This is a genomic window from Streptomyces sp. NPDC057617 (assembly GCF_042800555.1).
In the GTDB taxonomy this organism is placed as follows: Bacteria; Actinomycetota; Actinomycetes; order Streptomycetales; family Streptomycetaceae; genus Streptomyces.
Genome location: NZ_JBHVGV010000007.1, coordinates 316,158 through 333,201, shown reverse-complemented (window position 1 = coordinate 333,201; position 17,044 = coordinate 316,158). Strand labels below are relative to the sequence as shown.

General features: G+C 69.4%; 8 protein-coding genes. 5 read left to right on the top strand and 3 right to left on the bottom strand.

The window, feature by feature from the left end:
* The first annotated feature begins 86 nt into the window (after positions 1-86).
* From ACFU9P_RS19865 to ACFU9P_RS19855, 3 genes are read left to right on the top strand one after another with little or no spacing between them, the layout of a single operon-like run.
* Complete coding sequence (locus ACFU9P_RS19865) at positions 87-8,078, top strand: polymorphic toxin-type HINT domain-containing protein (RefSeq protein ID WP_384082467.1); 7,992 nt, start codon at positions 87-89, stop codon at positions 8,076-8,078.
* Between the two features lie 17 nt (positions 8,079-8,095).
* Positions 8,096-8,518: a hypothetical protein gene (locus tag ACFU9P_RS19860; RefSeq protein ID WP_384082464.1), complete on the top strand. Its 423-nt coding sequence runs from the start codon at positions 8,096-8,098 to the stop codon at positions 8,516-8,518.
* Positions 8,519-8,845 carry a hypothetical protein gene (locus ACFU9P_RS19855; protein WP_384082461.1) on the top strand — a complete coding sequence of 109 codons (327 nt, stop codon included), beginning with the start codon at positions 8,519-8,521 and terminating at the stop codon, positions 8,843-8,845.
* A 15-nt stretch (positions 8,846-8,860) separates the two neighbouring features.
* On the opposite strand, the gene treY is transcribed toward ACFU9P_RS19855, so the two are convergent.
* Together treY and glgX are read right to left on the bottom strand one after the other, a co-directional pair.
* On the bottom strand, positions 8,861-11,272 hold the full coding sequence (gene treY / locus ACFU9P_RS19850; RefSeq protein WP_384082458.1) for a malto-oligosyltrehalose synthase: 2,412 nt from the start codon (positions 11,270-11,272) through the stop codon (positions 8,861-8,863).
* An 88-nt stretch (positions 11,273-11,360) separates the two neighbouring features.
* Positions 11,361-13,481 carry a glycogen debranching protein GlgX gene (glgX, locus tag ACFU9P_RS19845; protein ID WP_376383472.1) on the bottom strand — a complete coding sequence of 707 codons (2,121 nt, stop codon included), beginning with the start codon at positions 13,479-13,481 and terminating at the stop codon, positions 11,361-11,363.
* A 483-nt stretch (positions 13,482-13,964) separates the two neighbouring features.
* On the opposite strand from glgX, the gene ACFU9P_RS19840 reads away from it, so the two are divergent.
* Together ACFU9P_RS19840 and ACFU9P_RS19835 are read left to right on the top strand one after the other, a co-directional pair.
* Complete coding sequence (locus ACFU9P_RS19840) at positions 13,965-15,197, top strand: SAV2148 family HEPN domain-containing protein (protein WP_384082454.1); 1,233 nt, start codon at positions 13,965-13,967, stop codon at positions 15,195-15,197.
* Positions 15,198-15,322: 125 nt separating this feature from the next.
* On the top strand, positions 15,323-16,027 hold the full coding sequence (locus tag ACFU9P_RS19835) for a 3'-5' exonuclease (RefSeq protein ID WP_384082713.1): 705 nt from the start codon (positions 15,323-15,325) through the stop codon (positions 16,025-16,027).
* Between the two features lie 36 nt (positions 16,028-16,063).
* Here ACFU9P_RS19835 and ACFU9P_RS19830 read toward each other — a convergent pair whose 3' ends face one another.
* The gene (locus ACFU9P_RS19830; protein ID WP_384082451.1) at positions 16,064-16,927 is read right to left on the bottom strand and encodes an aminoglycoside phosphotransferase family protein; all 864 of its coding nucleotides are present in this window, start codon (positions 16,925-16,927) and stop codon (positions 16,064-16,066) included.
* Between the last annotated feature and the right edge of the window lie 117 nt (positions 16,928-17,044).

The following is a 17,044-nucleotide window of genomic DNA, read 5'->3' as shown; positions in this document are numbered from 1 at the left end:
GAGTTGACGCTTCCTTCCCTCTCTATCCAAGATCCGTTTCCGCCGTCACGCTGGAACAGGTGTGCCATGTGGCGAATGTGTGATGGTTGAGCGGGGGGATTGTGGTGGGGGTACTGGCACGGGCGCGACTGGTCCTTGTTCTCATGTCGGCGCTGCTGTTGCTGACCGGCCTGCTGTCCGACGCGACCTTCGCCGTCGACCGGCAGGAGACCGTCCGCACGGAGGCGGAGCCGCTGCCTCCGGGCCGGGTGAAGGGGCCGGGCCGGCCCGACGTCGATCACGCGACCCAGCGTGCGGCGGCGCCGGGGACGCCGCGTGACAGGGCGGCCGACAAGCTGCGTACCGCGGACAGGGACCGCCGCGTGACCTCGTCCCCGGCCCCGTCCGTGATGCCCGGCGTGCTGCGCGAGGCCGGTGCCAAGGAGAACAGTCTCAAGGAATCGGGCCTCGGGCCCAACGCGGTGCTGCCCGGCGAACCCGAGCACGACCGTGAGCTCGAGCGGCTCGGCCGGAAGCCCGGCAAGGAACCGTCGCTGGCCGACCTGGCCGACCCGCCGGGCGGCCGGGCGAGGGCGGGAAGCGCCGCCGCGGCCACATACGGGGCCACGTACCCCACGATCTCGGGGTGGGACATCCTCCCGTCCTACTCCCAGTTCGGCCGGCTCAGGGTGACGGTGTGCAACCAGTCCAGTTTCACCTGGACGACGTCGAACCATCAACTCGGCTATCACCTGTATTACTCGAACGATGATGTCTACAACTTCACCGGCGGCTGGACGTCGCTCTCCGCCAACGTCGGGGTCGGTGCCTGCGCCGCCGTGTGGGTGTGGACGGAGGAACTCCCGGCCGGTTCTTTCAAGATCGCTTTCGATATGTACGAGATTTCTACGCACTCATGGTTCGTCGAGCAGGGCGTATCCGTGTCACGGTCGGTGGCGTTCACGGTGCCGCACTACGCGCCGAGCGCGTCTCTGGAGTATCCGGCGAACCTCTCCACCATCGGGACCCTCAGCCATCAGTTCGTCGCGCTGGTGGAGCACGACGCGAGTCGCGCCGTCGACGTCTACTACGAGATGTGCGGCACCATCGACCGCGTCCGGCAGTGCTGGAATTCCAACTGGCTTCCGGTCGAGGTCTTTCCGAACGTCTATGACTCGCCCACCATCTGGAAACCGCCGGCCTCGGCCATGCGCTGGAACATCACCTATGAGTGGCGGGTCAGGGTACGCGACAATTCCGCCACCACCCCGTTCAGCTCCTGGGCGTACTTCACACCCGTCGTCGCGCCCCCGACGGCCGGCCAGTTCGGCGCGGACCCCTCGTCGGTCGACGCGGCGGGCGTCAATATCTGGCTCGGCAGTTTCACCCGGGTCGAGCAGGACCTCGCCCTGCCCGGTATCGGGCTGCCCCTGGAGATCACCCGTACCTACAACAGCGCGAACACCGCCGTCGGGCTGTTCGGCACCGGGTGGAGTTCCTTCCTCGACATGCGCTCGGTGCAGGAGACCGGCGGCTTCATCAGGATCGTCTATCCGGACGGCAAACAGATCCGTTACGGGCGCAATCCCGACGGCAAGTACGTTCCGCATTACGGGCAGGGCGCCGGAGCCACTGTGCTCGACGCGCAGAATGTGACGCTGCCCGGCGGCACACGGTATGTCTTCAACACCAACGGCACCATCGCCCGGATCTCCGAGCCGAACGGCGACGCGCTGGAGATCAGTTATTCCGGCGCCGTGCCGACGAAGGTGACCAGCACACGCTCCGGGCGGGCGATCCATCTCACTGTGGTGGACGGCCACATCACACGGGTGTCCACCCATCCCGCGGGCACCACCGGTCCGGACGTGATGACCTGGACGTACACATACGTTCTTGACGGCCTGATGCGTGTCTGCGACCCGCGGATCGAGACGCGGTGCTGGACCCAGTACAGCTACAGCGGGGCGCAGGGGCAGCTGTCGGACATCGCCCTGGCCTCCAACCGGCATCCGGTGCGGATCACCTACGAGGGTTCCCGCGTCTCGCACGTCAACCTCCTCGACAACCCTGACACGGGAGTGGACGAAGGCTGGACCTATGTGCGCGAGGACCCGGACTCCGACGCCGGCACACAGGTCGTCCGGGTCATCGATCCGCGCGGCAACACCATGTCGTACGAGTTCAGTCTCGACGGCGAACTCTGGCAGCGCTGGTACAACAGCCTGCTGCCGGTGGAGGGCAACACCAGGCTCTGGCTCTACCACGGTGACGGCCGACTGTGGGGAATGGTCGACGAGAACGGTAACTCCACCGAGTATTTCTGGGATTCGCTGACCGGCCAGCTCGCGGATGTGAACCGCTGGCGCGACGACGCCACGATGACCAACACCCACACGGAACACGCCTGGTTCGCGCCGGGCGATCCGCGCAACGGGCTGCCGGGGCGGGTGAAGGACGCCAACGGCAAGGAGTCCCTCTTCACCTACGACACCAACGGCCGCTTGCTGACGCGTTCCGAGCCCGCGACACCCCCGGGCGTCGGAGCACTCACCCGCTACGCCTACACCTGCCAGGGCGGGGCGGCCGCGCCTCCGGTGGTCAACGCGCCCGACGCCCCTCCGGGAGCGCTCCAGCCCTGCGGACTGCTCGCGAGTGTCACCGACCCGGAGAACAGGGTCACCCGGTACTCGTACAACTCTCATGGCGACCGTACGCGCATCGTCACCCCCACGGGGCTGACCACGGACACCACGTACCACGGTGTGCTGGGCCGTGTGACGTCCGTGAAGACGGACGACCTCGACGGCTCCGCGATGATCACGTCCCATACGTACGACGAACTCGGCCGCCCCTACCAGACGACGGAATCCCCGGTGGTCAACCCCGTCAGCGGGGTCGTGCACCGCAAACAGACCACCACCAGGTACGACCTGTACGGCAACCTCAGCGGCGTCACCACCGCCGACCTGACTCCGGCGGCGGAAGGCGGCGACGAGGCGCGCACGGTCGCCTACGCGTACGACACCCGCAACCGGCTGACTCAGGTGACCGAGAACGGTACGGTCACCAAACGGATCCGCTACGACGGACTCGGCAACGTCATCGAGAGCTGGAGTCCCGAAGGCGCGCGCTACACGTTCTCGTACGACACGACCAATCTGCTCTCCAGCGTGTGGCTGAACGACTTCGTCGACGACCCGGCCGGGGGCAGCACCCCGCGTGACATTCCCCTGGCCTGGTACGGCTACGACTTCGCGGGACGCGTGTCGTCGGTGACCGACGAAATGGGCGCGACCGTCCTCTACGACTACACGGCCGACGACTTGACGAGGCGTCAGCGCGTGCTGGGTGAAGGCCCCGGTGGTACGGACCTCGTGCTGCACGCCTACGCGTACGACCTCGCCGGGAACGTGGTGCAGGACACCACCGGAGCCGGTGAGGAGGCCCGTACGGCCAGGATGGCGTACACGGCGGCCGGCCGGCTGCTGAGTACGACGGTCGCGCCCGGCGTCGACCAGCGGGTGACCACGTACTCCACCACGCCGACCGGCGATATCGACTCCATCCTCCTGGAAGGCGAGGACTCGCCGGAAGAAGTGACCGTCAACAGGTTCGGCCCGGCCGGTGTGCTCCAGTCCTCGGTGTTCACCGACGCCGTCGATCCGTCCGCCGCCCTGTCGACGCGGTTCACGCGCGACGCGGCGGGCCGGGTGACCTCTTCCACCGATCCGCGTGGAGTCACCTTCCCTGCCGGTTCCGGTCCGACGTCCGCCCTGGGCACCGCCGACCCGGCGTACACCACCCGGTACGCCTACGACCTGGCGGGCAGGCTCAGCAGCACGGTCCTCCCGCCCGTCCGGGCGGAGAACGGCGCCGACGAGCCCGCGACCGTTTCCCCGACGACCGTCAACGGCTACAACACCTTCGGTGAAGTCACCCATGTCCGTGATGCGGAGGGGAAGGTGACGGTCCATCGCTTCGACAACCGCGGACGACGTGTCGGAACCACGTACCCCGCGTACACGCCGCCCGGCGCGAGCGAACCGGTCGTACCGACGGAGGAGTGGCGCTACGACACCTCCGGCAATACCACCGCGTACACCGACCGGCTCCGCCGGACCACCGACTACACCTACGACGCGCGGAACCGTCTCATCAGGATCACCCGGCCCGCCGCCGAGGCAGGCGCCGAACGCGGTGTGATCCGGATGGTCTACGACGACGGCGGCCGTCTGCTGTCCACCGTCGACGCCACCGGCGCGCAGGAACTGCGCGGCTACGACGCGCTCGGCCAGGTGACCAGTGTCACCCAGGTCGTACGCGACGGAGCGGCCGCTCCCAAGAGGTACACGACCACCTACGCGTACAACCAGTTCGGTCAGGTCACCCAGGTCAGCCCCGCGCCCGGGGACTTCACCACATACTCCTACGACCACCACGGTGAGCTGAGGCGGATCCTCGACAACGGCTACACCTACCTGTACCGCGACAACGCGGGACGGCTCACCAAGGCCGTCCAGGGGGACCAGGTCAGACAGTGGGACCGGGACAGCGCGGGCCGTGTCACCGCGGTACGGGACGACAACGGAGACGGCAGACCGCCGTCGAGAACCGAGTACCGCCGCGACGGCGCCGGCAACGTCACCGAGGTGACCGACCCCAACGGCGGTGTGTGGAAGGCGGCGTACGACGCTCTCGACCGGCTGACCAGCCTGACGGACCCGCCCACCACGGCGGCGGACGGTACCGCCGCGGCGGGCGCCCGGACCCAGCTCGGCTATGACGCCATGGGCAACAACACCCGGGTGACGGACGCCGGGAACCGCGTCAGCACCACGACGTTCAACACACTCGGTCTGCCCGAGCGGGTGACGCAGCCCAGCACCGAGGCCCATCCCGATCCGGCCCAGCGCACCTGGACCACCGCCTATGACGCGGCCGGCAACACGACCAGAACCGTGGCGCCGGGCAACGTCGTGCGCACGACGCGGTACGACGGCCTCTCGCGCCCGGTCGCCACGACCGCGACCGGCGGGGACCAGAGCGGAGAACGCGTCTTCGGCTACGACCTGGCCGATCGCCTGACGTCGGCGGCACTGACCGGGCAGCAGGCGCAGACCTTCACCTACGAGGACCGGGGACTGCTGACGAGCAGCGCCGGCCCCGCCGGCACGTCGTCGTACACCTACGACGCCCTGGGGCGCGTCACGCGGCAGACCGACGCGGCGGGCACCGTGGGCTACACCTACGCGCAGGGAGTGGCACACCTCGGCCCCAGCACCCGGACCGACTCGGTGACGGGCACGACCACCACGTACGCCTACGACTATTCCTACGGGCTGCTGACGGGCGAGGAGACCAGGTCCGCGGCCGGCGCGCTGGTCCAGAAGCGGGCCTATACCTACGACAGACAGCACCGGCCGCTCACGGACACGGCGACCGGACAGGAGAACATCACCCAGAAATACGGCTGGGACGACGCCGGCAATCTCGTCTCCGCCAGCAGCGAAGGAGCCGTCGCCTCCCCGCGGACCGAGACATACGACTACGACGAGGCGAACCGGCTGATCCGGGCGACCGACACCACCCACGGCACGGGAAGCGACTACTACTGGGACGCGGTGGGCAACCGTACCCGTACCGTCGACTGGACGAAGGATGCCGCGGGGACCCGCACCGACACCGGCACCACCACGGCCACGTACGACGCCCGCGACCGGATCACGGCCGTCACCGGATCCGCCGACGGGACGACCACCGGCTACGAGTACACCGAGCGAGGCACGCTCGCCCGTACCACCGTGACGACCGAGGACGGTTCCACCACGACGGGTACCTCGTTCGACGCCTTCGACCAGCTCATCGCCGACGGCTCGGCCCGGTACGGCTACGACGCGCTGGGACGGCTGGGCAGTGCCGCAAAGGACGGCACCACAGCCGCACGATTCACCTACGCGGGGATGTCACGGGAGGCTTCCACCGACGGCGCGTTCGCCTACGCCCGGGGACCGGCCGACGAACCGGTCGCGGCAAAGCCGCTGGCAGGGGGTGGCGCGCCCTCGATGCTGGTGTCCAATGTGCACGGGGACGTGATCGCCCAGCGCGATCCGGCCAGCGGGAAGGTCGTCGCCTCGCGCGAGTACGACCCCTTCGGGGCAGTGGACGCCACCGTGGGGGAGCCCGCGAACGCCGGGTTCCAGGGGTCATGGACCGATCCGGGCACCGGCCGTGTCAACGCCCAGGCCCGCTGGTACTCCCCGGACACCGGCACCTTCGCCTCGGCCGACGCCGCGAGCGTTCCTCTCACCGGGGCGACGTCGGCGAACGCGTACGCCTACGGCAACGCCAACCCGACCACCTTCAGCGATCCCTCGGGGTACCTCAGCATCGGCGGGTACGGGATCGATCTCGACATCGGGAAGTACGGCAGCCAGCTCCTGGGCACGGTCGAGGGCGCGGCGGGCCGGCTCGGCTGGCGTGGCGCGCTGCGGGTCGGGGCCCGAGTGGGCGCACGGTTCGTACCCGTCGTGGGATGGGCCGTGCTCGCGGTGGACGTGGCGGGTGCCGTCTCGTACCTCATCAACGCGGACGGCTCGATGACGCGCACCAAGGACGCGTACGACCCGGAGATGGACCCCTGCTACATGACGCCCGCCGAGTGCCGGCGTCCCACGGCGGAGGCGCCCCCGAAGATCCTCGTCCCCAAGGTGATACCGAAGAAGCCCACGCCTCCCCCGGTCTATGTCACCGGGACGCGCACCACCAGCAGCACCAAGGCGTGGGACACCTCGAAGACCTGGTGGGACAACACCTATCTGTACAAGCGGACCGACAACTACACCTACACCACGCACTACTTGTGGACGTACTTCTCCAACGGCGACTGGAACAAGAAGGTCTCCGGCACCTCCTGGACGCACTTCTGGGAGATCACCAGACGCCTGCTCATCGACCTGTCGGACCCCATCGTCCTGGAGACTCCGACCGTGGGCGCGCCGGTGGCGCCGGAAGCCCCCGACAGCGCGACGCCCACCGGCTCCTGCACGGGCGGCGGCAGCATGCTCGACTGTGCGGGGCTGCAACGGGCGGGAAATCTGCCGGCGGGCGCGCTGACGGGTGGCGGCGGCTGCTCGGGCGGAATGGTGGGGTACCAGTGCACGGGGAGCGGCAACCTGCTCGACCCGGAGACCGGCACCACGTACTGCAACCCGGGCGGCGCCGCGACCGGTTCGGTCTGTACGCCCTCAGCACCTGACGCGGCCACCGCTCCGTCGGCCCAGGGCAGTTGTGAGCGCAACAGCTTCACCCCGGACACTCCCGTGCTGATGGCCGACGGTACGACCAAGCCGATCGAGGATGTCGAGGTCGGCGACCGGGTCCTGGCGACCGACGCGGAAACCGGGATCTCCGAGACGAAGACGGTCACGGCGACGATCACCGGCGAAGGCACCAAACGCCTCGTCGAGGTCACGATCGACACCGACGGTGACTCCGGCACCGCCACGGCCACGGTGACGGCCACGGCCGGTCATCCCTTCTGGGTACCACAACTGAACGAATGGATCACCGCGGACCGTCTCGAACCGGGCGCCTGGCTCCGCACGACCACCGGCACCTGGGTCCAGATCACCGCGGTCGACCACCGCACCGCGGCCCGGTCGACGGTCCACAACCTGACGGTCGAGGACCTGCATACGTACTATGTCCTCGCAGGCGCCACGCCGGTCCTCGTTCACAACTGTGGTCCGACCTATGTCGGCACACCCAGTGACCCCGGCGTTCCCGAACTCGTTGCCGCAATTGAGCAGCGATATCCTGGGCATGTGAAGGCGGTCGAGATGAAGATCGTCGCCGATGGGAAGACCATCACCGATTTTGACATCGTGACCCGTAATGCGGTTATCCAGGTGAAGACTGGCGCCGCGAAGGGTTCCCTGAAGGATCACCTTAGGTACGAATCGGCAACGGACTATCCGGTCATCAGTTTTATCCAGCCTGGCAAGCGATATCCGAAGCATGCGATCCAGGAGTTGGAGCGTGCGGGGAAGATGGTCACAACCGATCTTGACGAGCTGTTGGCAGTGATTGCGCCATGAAACGGAGGAGGTGAGCCATGTCCTGGCCTTCCCTGATCATCCTCGCTACGGCCCAGGAGTCTGACTCCATCGCAGCCCGGATCAGGTCGTTCGGGGTCCGCTGGGATTCTGTCACCAACAGTGATGTCCTGCACTGGGGTGGATATTCGTACAGTCTCGATTTCTCGGGTCGAGTGCTGGCAGACTTTGAGCCCGAGGAGGTCGATGACATTTCCGCAAAGCTTGGAGCCCCGTTTGCGATCTACGTGTCCTGCGAGTCAATGGATGCGGCGCGGGTTCTCCTGCCCAAGGTGCTTGAGGGCTTTTCTGGCCTGATTGATACCAATCATGGCGATGTCGTTGATTTCGGTGATTTCACTCGCCTGATCAAAAGTCATCCTCAGTGGGACTGGCGCCGAACGGGTGTTTCGGAACTTTTCGATGAGGTGGACGGCGCGTAGGTGTCCGCGATCGTGGTTTTCTCCGAAGGGGATCCTTGGTTCACCAATTCCCATAACTGGAGCGTCATTCTTCGGCGGGCCATGGATGCCGTGCGGCCTGCGGACCGTCAGTCGTTCGACTGGTTTCTCAATGAAACCGGGCTGGATTTCCCATCCGTGGAGCCCGCCGATCGAAGCTCCGTGGCCCGGTTGATGCTCGCTGTGGTCGAGGAGCTGGAGTCGGAGCACGCCGCTCAAGCCGGACGGGGGGCCGGGGTGAGCGGTCCGCTTTACGGTGACCTGGGGCAAAAGCTGCTCAATGAGGTCGGAGTGGGCATGAACGAATGAAAGTCCCACAGGGCGTCATGGGAGAGCCGGAGGCCGGGGAACAGGCCGAGTCCGGCTCAGCAGGGCCACCGGGCGGTCTGTGAAGAGCACCGTCAGGTCGACCGGGCCGCCGCCCTCGAACTCCCGGGCGGGGGAGGCCAGTAGATCCGTCCAGCGGCCCTCCGGCAGCGTCAGTTCCGTACCGGACCAGCCGCCCGACTCGGCCAGCCGGAGCGGCAGGCGGGTGACGGCCGTGACCACCTCGGCCGAGCGGCAGAAGGCCAGGCAGTGGTCGGCGGCCGGACCGGTCGCGCGCAGTGGCGTGTACGTCCCCGACTCGCCGAACACCGACGGCCGTTCGCGCCGCAGCCGCAGCGCCGCCGCCGTCACCGCGGTCTTCTCGTCGGGCGGCCCGGCGCTGAAGGGCCGCCGGTTGTCCGGGTCCACCAGCGCGAAGTACGAGCGCTCCGTGCCCTGGTAGAGGTCCGGCACCCCCGGCATGGTCAGATGCACCAGCGCCGCTCCCAGCGCCCCCGCCCGTACGTACGGGTCGAGCGCGCCCCGGAACTCCGCGACTGCCTTGCGCGCCGGACCGGCCGGACCCGCCTCGGCGAAGGCCGCCACCGCCTGTTCGTACAGCGGATCGGGGTCGGTCCAGCTGGTGTGCAGGCCCGCTTCCCGTACGGACTTGAGCAGCGCCGGCACCATTCGCGCCCCCTCCGGCAGGCCGGCGTCCTCCGGAGGCGTGAAGCCCACCGCCGTCTGCCACGCCTGCCACGCGAGCTGCGGATCCGGCGCCGCCACGCCGGCCGCGCCCGCGACCCGCTCCAGCAGCGCGGCCCAGCGCCGCGGGCACTGGGACAGCACCGCGATCCCGGCCCGTACATCCGCGCTGCGCTTGGTGTCGTGCGTGGTCAGGACCGTACCGGTGGCAGGCCAGTCGCGCGCCAGCCGCTCGCAGTACGTGTGGAAGCGCTCCGGACCCACCGCCGGCCTGCCGGGATCGCCGCCCACCTCGTTCGCCGAGATCAGCGGCACATAGCGGTAGAACGCCGTGTCCTCCACGGACTTGGCGCGCAGCGCGGACGCCGTCTGGGCGAAGCGCGCGCAGAACGCGGTGTGGTCCGGGCCGCCGCCGAGCCTGCCGAGCGCCAGATCCCGCACCGTGTCCACGGCGGCCGCCTCCCGCTCCACCGTGAACGCGGCCTTCGCCTGCCGGACCGCCTCCGCGGGGAGGGCGGCCTCGGCTGCCTCCGGGCACGGCCCGCCCGCCGTCGTATAGGGCCGGTAGACGGGCACCCGTACGAGCAGTTCCTGGATCGCCGTACGCAGCGCCCAGGGCGCGTGGTCGCGCAGCGCCGGATCGGCGGCGCAGATCCGGCGCGCCGTGCGGAGCAGGAAGGAGACCTCGGCCGCCAGTTCATGGAGGACGACCTTGTAGGCGGCCCTGCGGACCGTTCCCTCCCAGTAGCCGCCCCGGTCGCCGATGGGGCCCGCCACCTGGCGGTAGTGCCGCTCCAGCGCCGCCGCGCCCGCCGGGTCCGTGAAGACCCCGTCGACATGGCGCAGCGCGTCGTAGCCGGTGGTGCCGGCGACCGGCCAGCCGGCGGGCAGCCGCTCGTCGTCGGCGAGGATCTTCTCCACCACCGTCCAGCAGCTCCGGCCCGTCGCGGCCGTCGCCTCGGTCGTCGCCTCGTTCAGCCGGCGCAGATACTCCTCCGGGTCGGCGAGCCCGTCCGGGTGGTCGATCCGCAGACCCTCGACGACGCCGTCCCGTACCAGCTCAAGGATCTTGGCGTGGGTGGCGGCGAAGACCTCGGGGTCCTCGACCCGTACGCCGATCAGCTCGGAGATGCTGAAGAAACGGCGGTAGTTGAGTTCGGTGCGGGCCAGCCGCCACCAGGCGAGCCGGTAGTGCTGCGCGTCCAGCAGCTCCGGCAGCGGCAGGTGCTCGGTGCCGGGCGCGAGCGGATAGCGGGCGTCGCCGTGCCGGAGCACCCCGCCCTCGGCACGCAGCGCGCCCAGCTCGTCCCCGACCGGGGCCGGCAGCACCGGCAGCAGCAGCTTGCCGCCGCCCGCGTCCCAGTCGATGTCGAACCAGCGGGCGTACGGCGAGTCCCGCCCCTCCCGCAGCACCTCCCACAGGGCCCGGTTGTGGACGGGCGCGGCGGCCATGTGGTTGGGCACGATGTCCAGGACGATCCCGAGGCCGTGCTCCCCGGCGGTGGCGGCCAGCCGCCGCAGCCCCTCCTCGCCGCCCAGCTCGGCCCGTACGGCGGAGTGGTCGACGACGTCATAACCATGGGCCGACCCCGGCACGGCCTCCAGGACCGGCGAGAGATGCAGATGCGAGACCCCGAGCGCGGCGAGATACGGCACCGCGCTCTCTGCCGCCGAGAAGGGGAAGTCCGGCTGGAGCTGGAGCCGGTAGGTAGCGGTGGGCGTCATACGATCGTACGTACCCAGCCGGACGGCTTCTGTGTCATCCACCACCCGGCGTACGGTCCCGCCCGGCCCCCGTGCCGGCGGGCGGGCGCTACGCCGGACGCATCAGTACCGTCATGCTCCGGCCCGGCATGGTGATCCGGTCGCCGCCGTCGACCTTCTCGCCCTGGCCCGGAGCCACCCCCTCGGGACGGGCCGTGTCGACCATGATCTGCCAGTGCCTGCCATGGTTGAGCGGCACCACGAACTCCAGCTTCTCGGCGCTCGCGTTGAACATCAGCAGGAACGAGTCGTCCGAGATCCGTTCGCCGCGCGGCCCCGGCTCCGAGATGGCGTTGCCGTTCAGGAAGACCGTCATGGCCTGCGCGTGCGCCGCCTGCCAGTCCTGCTGCTTCATCTCCTCGCCCTCCGGCGTGAACCACGAGATGTCCGACAGATCGTCGTGCGTGCCCTCCACCGGCCGGCCGTGGAAGAAGCGCCGCCGCCGGAACACCGGGTGGTCGCGCCGCAGCCACACCATCGCCCGGGTGAACTCCAGCATCCCGGTGCCGTCCTCCTCGCCCGGCTCGGGCCAGCGGACCCAGGAGACCTCGTTGTCCTGGCAGTACGCGTTGTTGTTGCCGCCCTGCGTACGGGCGAACTCGTCGCCGTGACTGAGCATCGGCACGCCCTGCGAGAGCATCAGCGTCGCGATGAAGTTGCGCATCTGACGGTCGCGCAGCTCGTTGACCGCGGGATCGTCGGTCTCGCCCTCCACCCCGCAGTTCCAGGACCGGTTGTGGCTCTCGCCGTCCCGGTTCGACTCGCCGTTGGCCTCGTTGTGCTTCTCGTTGTACGAGACGAGATCGCGCAGCGTGAAGCCGTCGTGGCAGGTGGTGAAGTTGATGGAGGCCAGCGGTCGGCGCCCGTCGTCCTGGTACAGGTCCGACGAGCCGGTCAGCCGGGACGCGAACTCAGCCAGGGTCCTGGGCTCGCCCCGCCACAGGTCCCGTACGGTGTCGCGGTACTTGCCGTTCCACTCGGTCCACAGCGGCGGGAAGTTCCCCACCTGATAGCCGCCCTCGCCCACGTCCCACGGCTCGGCGATCAGCTTCACCTGGCTGACCACCGGATCCTGCTGCACCAGGTCGAAGAACGACGACAGCCGGTCCACCTCGTGGAACTGGCGGGCCAGCGTCGCCGCGAGATCGAAGCGGAAGCCGTCCACATGCATCTCGGTCACCCAGTAGCGCAGCGAGTCCATGATGAGCTGGAGGACATGCGGGCTGCGCATCAGCAGGGAGTTCCCGGTGCCCGTGGTGTCCGTGTAGTAGCGCGCGTTCTCGCCGAGCCGGTAGTACTGCGCGTTGTCCAGGCCCCGGAAGGAGAGCGTCGGACCGAGATGGCTGCCCTCCGCCGTGTGGTTGTAGACCACATCGAGGATGACCTCGATCCCGGCCCGGTGCAGTGCCCGTACGGCCTGCTTGAACTCCAGGACCTGTTCGCCCCGGTCGCCCCATGAGGCGTACGCGTTGTGCGGCGCGAAGTATCCGATCGTGTTGTAACCCCAGTAGTTGCTGAGGCCCGAGTCGACCAGCCGGTGGTCGTTGACGAACTGGTGCACCGGCATCAGCTCCAGCGCGGTGACCCCCAGCTCGGTGAGATGTTCGATCACCGCCGGATGGGCCAGCCCCGCGTAGGTGCCGCGCAGCTCGTCCGGCAGCTCCGGGTGGAGCATGGTCAGGCCCTTCACATGGGCCTCGTACAGCACCGTACGGTGATAGTCCGTACGCGGCAGCCGGTCGTCCCCCCAGTCGAAGTACGGATTGACCACCACCGAGGTCATCGTGTGCGGTGCCGAGTCCATGTCATTGCGGGAGTCCGGCTTGCCGAAGTGGTAGCCGTACACCGACTCGCCCCACTCGATACTGCCGCTGATCGCACGCGCGTACGGATCGAGCAGCAGCTTGGCGGCGTTGCAGCGGTGCCCGCGCTCCGGTTCGTACGGTCCATGGACCCGGAAGCCATAGCGCTGACCTGGCATGATGCCCGGCAGATAGGCATGCCGTACGAAAGCGTCCGTCTCGCGCAGCTCCACCGCCGTCTCTGAACCGTCGTCGTGCAGCAGGCACAACTCGATCCGGTGCGCGACCTCTGAGTAGACCGCGAAGTTGGTGCCGGCGCCGTCGTACGTGGCGCCGAGGGGATACGTCTGTCCCGGCCAGACCTGCATAGATACGACTCTTCCACTTCTGATCCGGGTGCTGCGGGGCCCAGGGCCTGTCGCCCTAGAGCCAGATCTTCCCCGAAAGAGGCCTTTCGACCTAGGAACCCGGTGCCTTCTTGGCGCGGGGTCAGGGTGCCGGGCCCCGCGCCGGGGCGGGCGCCGGGCCGGGCGATGGGCTGGGCGACGGGTCGGGCGACGGCTCGGGTTGGGCCGGGCGCCGGGCGGGCCGGGTCAACTTCGCGTGTTCCGCCGTCGCCCCGTCCGCGGCCCCGCCCCAGCGGTCCCTCGGGCGCCGTCGCGCCCCAGCGGACTCGGGCGCGGAACGGGCGCAACCATGGTGAATCAGCTCACTCCGGCACAAGCCGGCGCTGAGAACGAGCCGCACGAATAAGGGAGTTGAGAAAGGAGCCTGTGCATCGGGCTGCACCGCCTCCGGTCCTCGGAGTACCCTTCCTTGATCGTTGAAGGGGAAGAAAAGGCGGTGCGCGGGTGAGCTCGGGAGGGCTGGAGCTGCCCCCTGGTGACGCAGGTCACGCGGGGGACTCCGGCGACATCCCGCCTGGAGCGGTCTCCCTGGCGCGACCGATGGAGATCGGGGCGGAACTGGACTGGGGCGCGGACGCCTGGAGTGAAGTCCGTACGCGTGCGCAACGGGCCGGACGTGCCTATATCTGGCTGAATCTGGTGGAGCAGCGGCTGCGCGCGGTCGTCGCCGCGGTGCTGCGGCCCATCTACGAACCCGTCCACGGCGAGGAGTGGGTGGTCGCCGCCGCCGGGCCAGCCGGGCAGGAGTGGGTGCAGCGCGCCGTGGCGGTACGGGAGGTGTCCCGGCGCAAGGGCTATCTGCTCGATCCGGCCGACGACAATGTCCTGAGCTTCCTCACGCTGCCTCAGCTCCGGGAGCTGATGGTCCAGCACTGGCCCGGCTTCGAGCCGTACTTCGACGACCGGCGCGATGTGGAGCTGGCGCTGGACGAGCTGGAGGTCGCGCGGAACGTCGTGTCGCGCAACCGCGCGCTCTCCGAGACCGTCCTCGCCCAGGCGGAGCGCGCCTCGGCCCGGCTGCTGGAGATCCTGGGCGGCGGAAGCGGGGTGCCGTCGGCGGCGCGGCTGCGGGTCGACGCGATGGAGGATCTGGTCGGCGACCGGTACGCCGATGTGGTCTCCGTCCATCCCGACCGGGTCAGACTGCAACGGCAGATCCCGGCCGAGGATCTCTTCGGCGGCGCCCGGCGTGTCGACGCCATCGGCATCGGGCTGAACCTTCTCGTGCAGAACTTCTCGGGGCGGCGGCTGATCCGGCTCGCCGAATCGGGCTGCCGGATACGGCTGGTGTTCCTCAACCCGGCGAGCAGCGCGGTCAAACGGCGCGAGCGGGAGCTGGGGCTCAAGAAGGGCGAGCTGAGCCGTTCGGTGGAGATGAACATCCTTCATATGCGCCGGGTACGGTCCAAGCTCCGTGACCCGGGCGCGTTCGAGATCCATGTCTTCGACGAGACCCCGCGGTTCACGGCGTATCTGGTCGACGGCGACGGCGCCGACGGGCTCGCGGTGGTGCAGCCGTATCTGCGGCGGGCGCGCGGGATGGAGTCGCCGGTACTGGTGCTGCGGGGCGCCGGGCGCGAGGTCGTGCGCTCGGACAAGGAGACGGAACACGGTCTCTTCCAGACGTATCGCGAGGAGTTCGAATCGGTCTGGACGGACTCCCGTCCGGTCTCCTGAGCCGCCGTCCGTGGCTCTGTCCCCCCGGCTGTTCCCTGCGTTGTCAGTGGCGCGTGGCAGGGTGAATGAACGACGGGGGGCTCCGGAACGGGGGAAGCGCCACCGCACCATGAGGGAGGGGCATGATGCCTTGGTATGGGGAAACGCTGGTCGGTTTCGACCTGGAGACGACCGGTACGGAGCCGCTGGAGGCGCGGATCGTGACCGCGGCGGTGGTCGAGGTCCGGGGCGGCGAGGTGATACGGCAGCGGACGTGGCTCGCCGACCCTGGCATCCGTATCCCCGCACAGGCGTCGGCGGTTCACGGCATCAGCAGCGAACGGGCGGCGGCGGAGGGGCGTCCGCCGGCCGAGGTGGCGGGGGAGATCGCGGCGGAGCTGGGGGAGTACTGGGCGCGCGGGGTGCCGGTGGTGGCGTACAACGCGCCGTTCGATCTGACGCTGCTCTCCGCCGAACTGCGCCGGTACGGGCTGGAGTCCATCGGGACGGCCGGCCCGGTGATCGACCCGTACACGATCGACCGCGCCGTCGACCGCTACCGGCGCGGCAAGCGCAATCTGGAGGCGGTCTGCGCGGAGTACGGCGTGGTGCTGGACGCGGCGCACGAGGCGTACGCGGACGCCCTGGCGGCGGTCCGGGTGGCCCTGGCGATAGCCGCCCGGCACGCCTCGGTGGCCGGTCTGACCCCGGCGGAGCTGCATGAGCGTCAGATCCAGTGGTACGCCGAATGGGCGGAGGACTTCCAGCGCTTCCTGCGGAAGAAGGGCAACGAGGAGACGGTGGTGGACGCGGCGTGGCCGCTGCGTGAGTTGGTGCCGGCGGGGTCCTGAGGGGCCGGTGGCGGCCCGTCAGGGCCGTCAGAGCCGTCAGAACGTGTGCCAGCGGACCTCGGGGTCGTTGTCGCGCAGCGAGGCGACCCTGCGGCGGAACTCGGTCAGGGCCCGCGGGTTGGTCGGGGCGTGCTGGGCCACCCAGGCGCAGCTCGCCGTTTCGCGGGCGCCGCGCAGGACCGGGCAGCCCGGCCAGGCGCGTACGTCCCAGCCGTAGGTCTCGGTGAAGGTGTCGTACTCCTCGGCCGGCAGACCGTACCGGTCGCGGGTGAGGGCCATCACCACCAGATCGTGCTCGCGGAAGTCCAGCGAGAACGTCTCCAGGTCCATCAGGACCGGCCCGTCGGGACCGACATGGACATTGCGCGGCAGCGCGTCGCCATGGACCGGTCCGGGCGGCAGGTGCGGGGTGAGTGTGGCCGCCGCCTCGGCGAAGCCGTCCCGGCGGCTGCGCAGATACTCCGCGTCGGCCGGGTCGATCGCCTCGCCCGCGATCCGCAGCCAGCGTTCGACACCGCCCAGCAGCTCCCGGTGGGGGAGGGCGAAGACGGGCGCGGGCAGGGCGTGGACCAGCCGGAGCAGGGCCGCCAGATCGGCGGGGCCGGCGGACCGTACGGCATCGGGCAGCCGGTGCCAGAGGGTCACCGGATGGCCGTCCACCGACCGGGGCTCCGGCTCCGCCGCCCGTACGGCAGGGACACCGCACTCGGCGAGCCAGGCCGCGACGGTGGTTTCGCGCCGCGCGCGGTCCAGCAGCTCCGGGTGGTCCTCGGCGTTCCGCCCGACCTTGACGATCAGCTCACCGGTCCCGAACACCGCGTTCTCGCCGAGGGACAGCAGCTCCGCGCCCCGCGCGAGCCCCGCCGCGGCCAGGATCTCCCGCGCCCGTGCCTCGTCCATCGTCCGCCCGCTCGCTCATACTTCCGGCCGATCTGTCCGTGCAAGTCTCGCATCCGCGCAGGTCGTCTTGACGGGCCGGGCCCCGGTCAAGACGATGACGAGGGCCGCCGGGACGGC